Origin of the sequence: Anaerocolumna chitinilytica (assembly GCF_014218355.1) — a bacterium.
In the GTDB taxonomy this organism is placed as follows: Bacteria; Bacillota; Clostridia; order Lachnospirales; family Lachnospiraceae; genus Anaerocolumna; species Anaerocolumna chitinilytica.
The window spans coordinates 1,253,906-1,267,841 of the sequence record NZ_AP023368.1; the positions used below are offsets into that span (position 1 = coordinate 1,253,906).

At 39.5% G+C, this 13,936-nt stretch carries 9 protein-coding genes and 1 other annotated feature; all 9 genes read left to right on the plus strand.

Annotation, left to right across the window (positions count from 1 at the left end):
- Positions 1-14 precede the first annotated feature (14 nt).
- The 9 genes from bsdcttw_RS05445 (at position 15) to bsdcttw_RS05485 (ending at position 13,908) form a co-directional block, all read left to right on the plus strand.
- On the plus strand, positions 15-1,028 hold the full coding sequence (locus bsdcttw_RS05445) for an SGNH/GDSL hydrolase family protein (RefSeq protein ID WP_197979826.1): 1,014 nt from the start codon (positions 15-17) through the stop codon (positions 1,026-1,028).
- A 55-nt stretch (positions 1,029-1,083) separates the two neighbouring features.
- On the plus strand, positions 1,084-4,230 hold the full coding sequence (locus bsdcttw_RS05450; RefSeq protein ID WP_185258377.1) for an alpha-mannosidase: 3,147 nt from the start codon (positions 1,084-1,086) through the stop codon (positions 4,228-4,230).
- A 30-nt stretch (positions 4,231-4,260) separates the two neighbouring features.
- Positions 4,261-5,211 (plus strand): MTP-1 family protein, encoded by a 951-nt coding sequence (locus bsdcttw_RS05455; RefSeq protein ID WP_185258378.1) that lies wholly within the window; start codon positions 4,261-4,263, stop codon positions 5,209-5,211.
- 78 nt (positions 5,212-5,289) lie between these two features.
- Entirely contained in the window at positions 5,290-8,019 is a 2,730-nt protein-coding gene (locus tag bsdcttw_RS05460; RefSeq protein WP_185258379.1) for a family 78 glycoside hydrolase catalytic domain, read from the plus strand.
- 247 nt (positions 8,020-8,266) lie between these two features.
- Entirely contained in the window at positions 8,267-9,220 is a 954-nt protein-coding gene (locus bsdcttw_RS05465; RefSeq protein WP_185258380.1) for an alpha/beta fold hydrolase, read from the plus strand.
- Between the two features lie 110 nt (positions 9,221-9,330).
- Positions 9,331-9,379, plus strand: a sequence feature (sodium ion sensor (DUF1646 type); this cis-regulatory element may regulate processes involved in with the transportation of sodium ions).
- Positions 9,380-9,429: 50 nt separating this feature from the next.
- Entirely contained in the window at positions 9,430-10,413 is a 984-nt protein-coding gene (locus bsdcttw_RS05470) for a calcium/sodium antiporter (RefSeq protein WP_185258381.1), read from the plus strand.
- 215 nt (positions 10,414-10,628) lie between these two features.
- Positions 10,629-11,879 (plus strand): cytochrome P450, encoded by a 1,251-nt coding sequence (locus bsdcttw_RS05475; protein WP_185258382.1) that lies wholly within the window; start codon positions 10,629-10,631, stop codon positions 11,877-11,879.
- Between the two features lie 303 nt (positions 11,880-12,182).
- Positions 12,183-12,875, plus strand: a complete 693-nt coding sequence (locus bsdcttw_RS05480) for an alpha/beta hydrolase (protein WP_185258383.1) — start codon at positions 12,183-12,185, stop codon at positions 12,873-12,875.
- Between the two features lie 124 nt (positions 12,876-12,999).
- Positions 13,000-13,908: a hypothetical protein gene (locus bsdcttw_RS05485; RefSeq protein WP_185258384.1), complete on the plus strand. Its 909-nt coding sequence runs from the start codon at positions 13,000-13,002 to the stop codon at positions 13,906-13,908.
- Positions 13,909-13,936: the final 28 nt, after the last annotated feature.

The following is a 13,936-nucleotide window of genomic DNA, read 5'->3' on the forward strand; positions in this document are numbered from 1 at the left end:
GGAGGAATTAAATCATGGGTTTTTGTTTTAAAGAGAACGCGAGATTAATGGGAAGATTTGAAATAGAAGATAGTAGTGTAAAATGTGCATGGGTCAACAGCGCGGTATTTGTTGCCTTCAAAGGAAGGTCAATTAGTATGACAGCAGAGGATTCAGAGGGAAACGATTATGTTGAAATTGTTTTGGATGGCATCGCACGCAACTGGATTAACCTGAAAAAGGGCATTCACGAGTATGTGGTTGAAGGTAATTTAACGGAGGAGGAGCATATACTGGAGATTCATAAAAGAACCGGTATCTTAACCGGCAGTATATCATTTCATGAGTTCTCTTTACCGGAAGGCGGATGCTTTCTGAATCCTCCCAAATGCAAAAATCTCCGCCTTGAATACTTTGGTGATTCTATCACCGACGGAGCAGGAATCGGACATCCTCATGAGGTGGCAGAAGCTACGAATCTGGATGATGGTTACATGTCTTATGTGGGAATCAGTGCAAGGATGTTAAATGCAGAATACCATACGATGGCTATTTGCGGTATCGGTGTGCTGCAGGATGCAAGAGGTAATATTAACGGATTACCGGTGCATTTTGCAGGGACACTTGGCAAGGATACGACACCTTGGGATTTTTCGCAATATCCGGCAGATGGAATTGTGATTAATCTGGGACAGAACGATTATTCTAATACTATCGATCATCAGAAATACATCCACGCCTACATTGATTTTATTGAGGACATACTGGCAAGATATACAGACCCCTATGTTTTCTGTTGTGTTGGAACAATGAATAATAATTATCTTGAAAGCGTAGAAAAGGTAGTTTCCCATTTTAATCGGAGTGGAAATAAAAAAGTATACTTAGTGGATCTGGGATTGATTCATCCTGAGGTTGAAGGCTGGGGCGGTGGTTTTCACCCGGGATACCAGACCCATTATAGAATGGGTCTGGAACTTGCCGGTTTTATATCCGATAAGACAGGATGGGAGTTACAAAAGCGCCCGGTAATCGCAACGAAGTGTTAGTGCCAAGGTGACTTAAAAAGGTTTCCTGAAATAATTATATTAAAGGAGTTTTTACATGTTTTTCATAGAAGGACGCATTAAAAAAATACTGGAAGAATTGCACCGCAGAACCATGGAATACAGCCTGCCGATTCACGGGATAAAGTGGAAGGAATGCGAATACGGTGAGTTAAATCTCTTAGAGGAGAAGGATTCGGATTGGGAAGCCTATTCGGACAGACTGACCTGGGGAGGAAGAGATAAGCACAGTTGGTTTCGATTTCAGGTAATACTTCCGGAGGAATTTATAGGGAGCCCGGTTATTATTAAGATAAAAACAGACAGAGAAGGCTGGGATGCAACAAATCCACAGTTTATCGCCTGGGTAGATAAAAAGCTCCAGCATGGTTTGGATGTAAATCATACCTGGATTCTTCTTCCCCAGGATAGTCAAGGCAGAGGAGAATTCTGTGTGGATTTGTATGCCTATGGAGGTACAGAAGAGGGGTATAGCAGATTACAAGTGGAGATGTTTGTATTAAATCGCCGTGTCGAAAAGCTGTACTATGATATTTCGGTTCCCTTAGAGGCTGTCTGCCTCCTGCCGGAGGAAGATAAAAGAAGAATAGATACCTTGGCTTACCTTGAACAAGCAATCAATCTGCTGGATCTAAGAGAGGACGGCAGCGAAGCTTTTTATTGTTCCGTAGAGGATGCAATCCGTTATTTGGAGAAAGAATTCTATCATTCTGAACTCATAGGAAATGAGAATATCACGGAGCTTTGTGTGGGGCATACCCATATTGATGTTGCCTGGTTATGGTCTTTGCGTCAGACCAGAGAGAAGGCGGTACGTTCCTTTTCTACGGTTATTTCATTAATGAAGGAATTTCCGGAATACATATTCATGTCAAGTCAGCCTCAGCTATACCAATTTGTGAAGCAAGACCAGCCTGAGCTCTATGAAGAAATAAAAGATATGGTAGCAAAAGGAAGATGGGAGCCTGAGGGTTCAATGTGGGTAGAAGCGGACTGTAATCTGATTTCGGGAGAATCGCTGGTCCGCCAGATTATGTTCGGAAAAAGCTTTTTCAAAGAGGAATTCGGTGTTGAAAATAAGATACTTTGGCTTCCTGATGTATTCGGATATAGTGCCGCACTTCCTCAGGTCATGAAAAAGAGCGGCATAGAGTATTTTATGACTACAAAAATCAGCTGGAATGAATTTAACAAGCTTCCTTATGATACATTTTTGTGGAGAGGTATTGATGGGACAGAAGTACTGACCCAATTTATTACAACCCAGGAGTATCATGGTGAGAAGTCCATCAATGGCACTACTTATAACGGTATTATCAATCCCAGCCATGTACTTGGCTGCTGGCAGAGATACCAGCAAAAGAATATCAATAATGAGGTACTTAACTGCTTTGGCTTCGGAGACGGCGGCGGCGGTCCTACCCGTGAGATGCTTGAACATGCAAGAAGAATGGAAAAGGGGCTGCCGGGAATGCCAAAGGTGCAAATTGGCAAGTCAATCGACTTCTTTCAAAAGCTGGAGAACAATACCCTTACCAATCCCAAGCTGCCCAAATGGGTTGGTGAACTTTATCTTGAATTCCATAGAGGAACCTATACTTCTATGGCAAGAAATAAAAAATATAACCGAAAAGCAGAGTTTATGAATCAGGATCTGGAATGGCTCTCGGTTATGGCAGAACAGCTTACCGGACTGGAATATCCTGCAAAGAGGATTCATGACAGCTGGGAAGTAACGCTGCTTAATCAGTTTCACGATATTATCCCAGGTTCCTCCATAAAGGAAGTATATGAGACCTCAAAGGAGCAATATGAGCAGTTGCTGCAGGAGGGGAAGGAATTGATTCATAGGTCACTTCTATCGATGGCAGAAAGCATGGATATCAAAGAACATTCTTTCGTAATCTTTAATCAGCTGGGATTTATGAGGGATGATATTGTGACAGTGGATATGCCGGAAGGCTGGAAGAATGCTGAGGTTTATGATGGCGCTAAGCTTTTACCGGCACAGGGTTCCTATGACGGCAAGCTTGTCTTTTATGCCAGGAAACTACCGGCTAAGGGATATAAGAAGTTTATCATTAAGGAAGCACCTGCTCAGGAGAATATTTTTGAGGTGGTTTATCAAAAGGGCTGCAGAATGGAAAATGGCTTTTTTGAACTGGAATTCAATAAGGAGGGTAATATTACCTCTCTCTATGACAAACAGAATAAAAGGCAAGTCTTAAAACCGAATGCCTTCGGTAATGTACTGCAGGTATTTGAGGATAAGCCCATGGATTTTGATGCCTGGAATCTGGATATATTCTATCAGGAGAAATCCTGGGAGATGAATGATGTTACTGAAATCAGATTATTGGAGGAAGGTCCGGTCAGAAAGATAATTCAGATTAAGAAGAATTATCTGAAATCCACTCTGATTCAGACGATTTCCATCTATTCAGAGATTAACAGGATAGACTTTAATACGAAAATCGATTGGAAAGAAAAGCAGGCTTTTGTAAAAGCAGCTTTTCCTGTTGAAATAAACTCAGATAAAGCAACCTATGATATTCAATTCGGTAATGTGGAACGGCCCACCCATTGGAATACCAGCTGGGACTTGGCGAAGTTCGAAGTATGTGCACACAAATGGGCGGATTTATCAGAAGGCGGCTATGGTGTTGCACTGCTCAATGACTGCAAGTATGGATATGATATCAAGGATTCCGTTATGCGGCTTTCTCTGCTGAAATCTGCTATACATCCTAACCCGGATGCTGACAAGGAAGTGCATGAATTCACCTATTCCCTTTATCCTCATGCCGGTAATTTTAAAGAGGCAAAGGTTGACCAGATGGCATACCGCTTAAACTGCCCGGTTTATTGTGTACTGCAAGAACCTCATACCGGTACCCTGCCGGAAGAATTATCCTTTGTATCGGTGGAGCAGAGTAATGTATTCATTGATACGATTAAGAAGGCAGAGAGCGGTAATGAATACATTGTACGTATGTATGAGAATCACAATCAGCTTACGAAAGGGTGCTGCAGGTTCAATCAGAATATTAACAGCGTTTTTGAATGTGACCTTTTGGAAAATAATATTTCTGAGGTCGCCCATCAGGGAGATCAATTTCAGTTTAGCATAAAACCCTTTGAAATAAAAACTTATAAAATAATATTTGAAAGTAAAACCTTATGAAATCAATACGATATTAATAGGAGGAAAGTAATGAATATACTTGAAGAACGGAATAAGTTTCATAAAACCCGGAATATCCGGGAAGCAGCTCTGTTAAAGTTCCGTGGAGTGGACGGATATGATGTTTATAATTGTTCTGTTCCATTTATATGGAATGGTAAAAGATACATATATGGAAGAGTTGAACGAAGAGCGGAATGGATGCGTTCTCTGGTAAGGTTATTTGAAGAGACAGGAAAAGATGAATGGAGTCTTGTTCCGGAATCTATGGTATACCAGTTAGAAGATCCGTATATCAGCATCATTAACAGGGAATTGATTCTGGGAGGGACCCATGTCCGAATAAGCGGAGGAAAGCTGGATACCTATTATGGTTATTTCTACCGTGGCACAAAACTGGAGGATCTCTATTACTTTACCACCGGTCCGGAATATATGAAAGATATTCGTTTGGTAGAACTTGCCGACGGTAGAATTGGAGTGTTTTCAAGACCGAGGAATGATAATATCTTGAAAAAGCACGGCAGTGAATCTATGATAGGCTTCTCCGTTATTCATTCCCTGGAAGAGCTTACGGCAGAAGTTATTCAAAATGCACCTTTTATTGAAGGCTTATTTGCCGGCGGAGAATGGGGAGGTTGTAATCAGGCGTATCTGCTTGACAGCGGAAACATCGGTGTAATCGGTCATCTAAGTTATAGTTATGTAGACACTACCGGTGAGAAACAATCTTCCTATATGAATATTTCCTTTGTACTAGAGCCGGATACGCTAACCGTGCATGATTATAAAATTATCGGCACCAGGGACTGTTATCCCGATGGACCGGCTAAGCTGCCCCATTTGTCAGATTGTGCCTTTACTTCCGGAATTGTAATGCGCGAGGACGGCAGGGCTGACTTATACAGCGGGATTGGTGATTGCATGGAAGGGAGAATTGTAATAGACTACCCCTTTGAAGGATATGGAAAAATAAAATAAATTGACTTTAAAAGCCTTGTTTGAAACAGGGCTTTTATTGTATAGTAAAAATATTACTTGGAAAGGTTGGGAAGCACAATGATAGAAATGACGGCAATCATTCCTTACAGTTTGAAAACGGAATACCTGACAAATCCTCTGGGCATCGATGTACCAAATCCACGGTTTAGCTGGCTATTAAAATCGGAGACAAGAGGGATGAGGCAGTACGCCTACAGGGTAATTGTTGCCACCAGTAAGGAAATGCTTGAAGAAGGTCTTGGGGACATGTGGGACAGTGGTATGGTGGTCTCCGATGAAAATATACATATAGAATATACAGGAAAGAAACTCCTAAGCAGCACAAGATACTGGTGGCAGGTGCGTTGTTATTCCCATGCAGAGGAGACGGGGAATAACAGCGAGACGGCTGTATTTGAAACTGCTCTATTAGAATCTTCAGACTTTATCTGTGGCTGGACAGGTACGGAGGAAGAATTAAGCTCACCCATCTTTCGAAGAGAATTCAGTCTGGAGAAAAAGGCAGCACAGGCACGAGCTTATATATGTGGATTAGGTTATTACGAAATGTACATAAATGGGCATAAGGCAGGAGATCATGTACTTGACCCCAATTGGACGGATTTTGATAACCGTACCCTGCATGATTTGATCTACCCTTACAAGGATAACACCAGAAAACGTGCTCTCTATGCTGTTTATGATATTACTTCCCTCTTAAATAGCGGGTATAACGCAGCAGGTATTATGCTTGGAAATGGCTGGTATAACCAAAGGGAGAGAAATGTCGAAGGTAAGATGGCTTATGGGAAGCCAAAATTCTGGCTGCAGATTCATATACAGTTCGAGGATGGAAGCGAAAAAGTCATCGGAAGCGGCAGAGAGTGGAAGTATTCCAGGGGACCAATTGTTTTCAATAACATTTATTATGGTGAAATATATGATGCACGAATGGAGCAGACAGGCTGGAATAACCCGGAGTATGAGGATGCAAGCTGGAAGAGGGCAAAGGAAGTTCCAGGGGTGTCTGGATGCCTAAGGGCTCAGATGTCACCGGCGGATAAGGTTATCTCAGCGATTGAGCCTTGCAGTATAGCCCTTAGTAAGGCCGGCAGTATGATATATGACCTTGGGCAGAATATCTCCGGATGGGCGAGAATAAGGGTCAGCGGAAGTTCCGGTAAAAAAGTAGAGCTGCGTTTTGCAGAAGAGCTTGATGAGAATGGTCATCTGGATTATATTAGTTCCGGCTCTATAGAGCAGCTGCAAAAAGACGTCTATATTCTTTCCGGTAGAGGAATAGAAACCTATGAACCTCATTTTACCTGGCATGGCTTCCGGTATATTGAGGTAAGGATAGAGGACGGGGTCAGTATGGAAAGCATCCTGGGAATTGTGGTCCATGCGGATGTTAAAAGCGCTGGTTCTTTTTCCTGCTCGAACAGTCTGTTTAATCAGATATATGAAGCATACAAATGGAGTCAACTATCGAATTTGCATGGAGGGGTACCCAGTGACTGCCCTCATCGTGAACGGCTCGGATACACCGGAGATGCTCAGATAACTGCCGAATCAGCCATGCTTAGTTTTGATATGACAGCCTTTTATACAAAATGGGTTGAGGATATTGACTATGCCAGAGATTTGAAGTCCGGATATATCCCGCACACAGTACCTTTTTATGGGGGAGGCGGTGGTCCTGGAGGCTGGGGGTGTGCCGCGGTCTTACTGCCCTGGTATATGTACATGTATTATGGGGATAAAAGAATCCTGGAACAGCATTATGAAATGATGCTTGCCTGGATGGAATACCTCCAAAGACACAGGGATGAGGACTACATAATCACCAGTGAGGAGCCTGGCTCCTGGTGCCTTGGAGAATGGGTGGTGCCTCATCAGTTTGATAAAGTTCAAGGGAAAAAAGAGGGGTTCAATATTGATATACCACCGGAACTGGTAAATACCTACTACTATCTGCAATCTGCAACCATAATGAGTACAGTTGCCAAGCTTCTTGGAGATAAGGAAAAGGAGTGTGATTTTATAGCTCTTAGTTTTGATTTAAAGAAGGGAATGCATAAAAGATTCTACAATGAGAAAACCGGCTCCTACGGAGCAGGTGTTCAAGGATGCGATGTATTCCCATTGGCAGCAGGCTGTGTACCGAAAGAAAAGAAACCTAAGGTGATTGAAAATCTGCTACAGAATATCCTGGAAAGGAATGACGGACATTTTGATACCGGCATATTTGGAACCCCGCTGCTGCTTAAGACTCTTTCTGACCATGGATTTCAGGAGATAGCTTATAGAATAATGAACCAAAGAAGTTATCCGGGGTATGGATATATGCTGTCTCAAGGAGCAACCACTCTATGGGAGTGTTGGGAGAAAGACCAGGGTTCTCATAATCATCCGATGTTTGGAAGTGTGGCTGCCTGGTTCTTTCAGTATGTTGCCGGTCTGAGGATAGATGAGAACAAGCCGGGATTTAAGAAGCTTATAGTTCGGCCATGTTTGTTTTCTGATATTGACTATGCGGAAGTTACCTATGAATCTATAAGGGGGAATATAGGGATTCGGTGGGAAAGAACGGACGCTAAGAAGGCAATCCATCTGGAAATTCCCTGTAACTGCAGTGCGGATGTGTATCTGCCTGTAAAGGAATTAGAACGGATAACAGAAAGTGGAATACCTATCTTCCAGAAGGAGAAATTATGGAAGGAACTACAAGGGATAGCAGGTTACTCTTTGGAAGAAGATGGAGTAAAACTAACGGTACAGTCCGGTGTATACTTTTTTGAATTGTAGTGTAATGGGATGATGGACGGATATTAAGTGAAAAATAATACAAAATTTGACATAATCTATATCTGTGTTATAATAGGAAATATATGCTAACTAATCAGCATAAATAATGAGTCAAGAGAGATAGAACAATTTTCACTTTTGATTTAAGCATGCGTTAAAGCGTATCACATGGAGGATAGTGTGAAAATGATAGAACAATTTTCACTTTTATTTAGTACGCTAAAGCGCATCACACATGGAGGATTATATGAGAAAAAATTTTGTTAAAAAAGTCATTACAACATTACTTGCAACAACACTATTTCTAACATCTGTCGCTTCTGCAGCAGCAAAGGTCACCGTAGACAAAGGTTTAATTGATATCGGAGATAAGCGGCTCTATGCTCAAATAATGGGTAATAGCAGTAAAGTTTCAGTTGTTTTTGACTCGGGTTATGGAGATGGAATTTATACTTATTCCGAGGATCCAACTTATGAGACTTGGGGGGACATTCAATCCCAAGTATCAAAATATGCCAAAACAATAACTTATGACCGAGCAGGCTTGGGGAAAAGCGATAGTGGTGTTAACAGGGCGCCATTAAGCAATGAAATGATTCATTCCTTTCTGAATGGTAATGATATACCCTATGATGCATCAGTTTTTGAAACAGGCTCCGGAAAAACTGCCCTTGACAGAGCAAGAGATTTATATGCATTGTTAAAAGCTGCAGATGTAGATGGGCCGTATTTACTGGTGATTCATTCTATTTCAATGTTAGAAGCAGTAGAGTTTGTTAAAGAATATCCAGGGAAAGTGGCTGGAATAGTCAGTGTGGATGGTACCTCAGCAGATACTTTTCAGAAAAATATTGAGTTCTTTCGAACTTATGCTCCTTCTGTAGAAGAATTATTTTTAAATCAGTTTCAAGAGTATGACGGTACTTTAAGTGAAGTTATCCAAAGTTCCTTGCAGGTACAGAATGCAGGTGATGTATTAAGAAATATTCCATTTACAATCCTTCATCCCTCAGATAGCGGAGATGGTCCTGAATATCAGAAAATGACAGATGATATTATGAAAGAATGGACAACATGGTCAGATTATTCCAAGCTGATTTTTGTCAAAAACACAGGGCATTATATTATGAAGGACCAACCGAAAGAGGTAATCAAAGCTATAAAAGATATGCTGAAAGTTATAAATAAAAATTGTATGTAAATACGAAGAATTAGGTAATTATTAGGCTTCGTAAAAATGTTATAAACTAAATATTGACATTTAAGGAAGGAGTAGTTACAATAATTAAAAATAATAATATATGTTAATCCGGTTGGGCAGGTAACTGCTTCAAGATGATAAGCTTATGGGTGGAGAGCTTCTATTAGAAGTTCTCTGCTTTTTTATTGTGAGTAGAAAGGATGATGATAATGCAGTATTTTTTATTAGTTCTGGGGTTGGTTATGATAGTTAAAAGTGCGGATGTTTTAATAGATTCTACTTCAAAAATAGCAAGAAGATATGGTGTTTCTTCCTTTATTATTGGTATAACGGTAGTAGCTTTTGGTACAAGTGCGCCAGAACTTGCCGTTGGAATAATGTCAGGAATATCCCATTCTAACCAACTTACACTTGGTAATATTATAGGAAGTTCTTTATCAAATATTGCTTTAATTGTTGGTATATCCGCAATAATAATGCCATTACAGGTAAGGGACTCTGTTGTAAAACGGGAGCTTCCGATTTTGATTGGGATACAGATACTACTGACGGTTATGCTTTTTGACGATAGACTACTTTCCAGAATCAATGGAATTATATTATTAATTGGTTTTATAGGTTTTATGTTATACATTATGAAGAATTCCAAAGATTCCATAGAGATAGAAATTGATGCAGAAGGAGATATTGATACGGATGCAGATGGAAATCATGTGCCGCTAGATGCTTTTAAAAAAGTAGAAAAACTCGGGAAGTTGTGGATCTATTCTATTCTTTCCCTTGCTGGGTTATTTATTGGAGGAAGACTAACAGAAAGCAGCAGTTCAAATATTGCATCAAATCTAGGTCTTAGCGAAACACTCATCGGACTTACTGTAGTTGCAATTGCTACGACATTGCCGGAGCTGATAACCAGTATAATTGCTGCTAAGAAAAAAGAGCCGGATATCATCCTTGGCAACTGTATTGGCAGTAATATTTTTAACATACTTTTAGTTCTTGGATGCTCTTCACTTATATCACCGATTAGAGTGGATTTTAGTCTATGGGTTGATGTTGCTATTATGATAACATTAACAGTTTTTATATTTGTTATATCATGGTTCAGGAAAAGTATAAAAAGAAAAACCGGTGTTTTTCTCTTGCTAGCGTATATATTTTATCTTGTTTTTAAAGTTATTACGGTTCTTTGATTAGAGAAAATCACCTAATTGAAAGGTTACCAGTCTGATAATGAATAATGGAAAAGGGGCTGTTGCAAAATAGCCATAATAAACTCTAAAACAGGACTGGGTGTATAATAATGTTAAATTCCACTATTAATTGTAATAATTGTATTTGATTGGTAAATACTATAGTTGCATACCTAATGTATTTAATTAGGATACAGAAAGGAATAGATTCAATAATGCCAAATAATAATACACCGCATGAAAAAGATCTTGATGAAACCCTTGCCCTGTCACATGACGGGTATCTGTATATAAAGAATAGGATGGATAAACATAAATCCGATTTGTTTCAGACGCACTTATTTGGACAGGAAGCAATATGTATAACCGGAAAAGAAGCAGCGGAGTTATTCTACGATACGGAAAAGTTTGCACGCAGTGGTGCGGCACCTAAAAGGGTACAAAAAACCCTGACCGGAGAAAATGCAATTCAGGGCATGGATGGTGAAGCACATATTCATCGAAAATCCCTTTTCATGGCACTTACAACTGATCCGAATCCAAGGACCCTTGCTGATTTAGTCACGAAGGAATGGGAAGCGGCTATACCCAGATGGGAAACAGCTGAAAAGATTAACCTCTTTGATGAAGGAAAGCTTGTCTTGTGTAAAGTTGCCTGCCAGTGGGCTGGTGTTCCGCTATTGGAAGCTGAAACGAAGGAATATGCAGATGATTTTGCAGAAATGATTGACGCTTTCGGAGCTGTTGGACTGAGACATTGGAAAGGGAAGACAGCAAGGACGAAAACGGAAAAGTGGATAGAAAATATTATTGATAATTTACGGGCAGGCAGATTAAAAGCACCTGAAGACTCGGCTCTGTTTATGGTAGCAAATCATAAAGAGCTTAACGGTAATCTGCTGGAGACGAACATGGCGGCAAAAGAACTGATGAATCTAATTCGTCCAATAGTTGCCATTTCAACTTATATCACATTTATGGCGCTGGCGCTGTATGAACATTCGGATTATAAAGATGTGTTGCTTAACGATTCCGATGCCGCCCACCTGTTTGTGCAGGAAGTTCGGCGTTTTTATCCCTTTACCCCCTTTGTCGGGGCAAAAGTGAAAAAAGAGTTTACCTGGAATGGCTGCGAGTTTAAAACTGGAACGCTTGTTATTCTTGATGTATACGGGATAAATCACGATTCACGCATATGGGAAAAGCCTTTTGAATTTCAGCCGGAACGTTTTAGAAATTGGCAATACAATCCCTTTGAATTTATTCCCCATGGCGGAGGTGATCCTGCCAATGGACACCGTTGCCCCGGAGAGAGCATAACAGTTGAAATTATGAAAGCAACCCTTCAATTTCTTGTTAATAGAATCCAATACAAAGTACCGGATCAGGATTTAAGCTACGATATGACAAGAATACCGACCTATCCGAAAAGCGGATTCGTGTTAACTAATGTGATATCCAAATGAAAATATAACTTTATGGTTTATGAAAGACATGATGCTTATTGGAGATTATGTCTTTTTGTATTTTAATGATAAGAAATAATTCCTGAGTTTAATATAAAGAAAAAACTTGATGGAATAGTAATAGTGGTTGAAGGTTTACTATTGGATTATCCATAATATTTCAAACCTAGACATAAAATAGTAGTTGATGCTATAATATCGATAGGAAATATTTTCTATATAAATATGCAGGATATGGAAAATAAACATCCCATTCTATTTATTAAAACCTATGGGGGAATACCTCGATAGTTGGAGGCAAAAATGAAAACGCAAAGCATTAGAATTAACAACATCCCTGCCATTATTTGGGGTGAAAAATCAGACAAGGTATATATTAATGTTCATGGAAAAATGTCTTGCAAAGAACATGCAGAGTTTTTTGCTAAAATAGCGGAAGAAAAAGGCTATCAAACACTTAGTTTTGATTTGCCGGAACATGGTGAAAGAAAAGAGAGTGATTATCGTTGTGACATCTGGAATGGCATACACGACCTTACTGAGATTGGTAACTATGCATTTTTAATGTGGAGTGATATTTCGTTGTTTGCTTGCAGCCTTGGGGCATACTTCAGTTTAAATACTTATGCAGACAGGAAATTTAAGAACTGTCTTTTTCAATCGCCTGTGTTAGACATGGAATACCTTGTTCAGCAAATGTTTTGTTGGTTTAATGTAACAGAGGAAAAGTTATATACGGAAAAAGAAATTCAGACGCCTGTGGATTTATTGCGTTGGGACTATTATCAATACATAAAAAAACATCCGATTAAAAAATGGAACATCCCAACTTCAATACTCTATGGAGGAAAAGACAATTTGCAATCAGTAGAAGTTATTCAAAAATTTGTGAAAGCACATGACTGCAAACTGACAATTTCTCAAAACAGTGAACATCCATTTATGGAAAAAGGGGATATAGAAACAGTTCGTATTTGGCTTGAAGAAAACATATAAGAATAATATGGAGTTGATTATTTCTAATTGCTGGATTTCGAAAGGAGTCGATTATATGAATATGTTATACAACAAAATGTGGAGGGTGACAGTATTGTAGCCCTCCTAAAACTTGGAGGAAATAATGGTAAATGTAAAAATAGATAGTGTTTACTTTAGTCTAAAAGAAGAACACAATTTTTCATGGCTTAAATCATTTGGCAAAGTTTTTGCTGTCTTTGCCCAAAACGATTCAGGGAATATAAGTTTTGGTGTTGATAATGGTGAAGAAAAATATTTCATTAAGGTGGCAGGATTAAAAACAACTGAATCCGTGCGGACGCAGCAAGAAGCAATAGCTGCCTTAAAAGCAGCAATGCCTATATATGAAGATATCAAGCATAAAAATTTGATTAAACTAGTCAAGCATTATTCTCTTGGAGAGATTTATGTTGCTGTATTTAAGTGGACTGACGGTGATTGCTTATTCGACCCTTGGAATTTTGAGAAATATAAAAAAAATCCACATGTTCTACCCCCTGCAAAGCGCTTCAAGCAACTGCCAATTTCCAAGCGAATTGAATCAGCAGATGTGTTGTTTTCATTTTTGGATACCGTTTCTAAAAACGGATATGTTGCAGTAGACTTTTATGACGGTAGCATAATGTATGATTTTGCACGGAATACTACCACAATTTGCGATATCGACTTCTTTAGGAAAAAGCCAACATTAAATGATATGGGTGAAGATTACTGGGGTACAAAGAGGTTAAAAGCACCTGAAGAATATGTTTATGGTGCTGTTATTGATGAAGCAACAAATGTTTTTACACTTGGAGCGTTACTATTTGACAGTTTTTTCGGTAATTATACAAATGCTGAAGTAAGAATGAGATATGAAATGAATGCATTTACTCCTTGTTCTTTTGAGAACTGGGAAATAAGTAAAGCGTGCTATGATGTTGCACTAAAATCTGTCTCTGTAGAAAGGTCTGAACGGTATGCCTCGATAAACGAATTTTGTACCGCTTGGAAGGCAGCTCTATTCGAATAATGTATATAAAACAGGAGGATTGATTGGA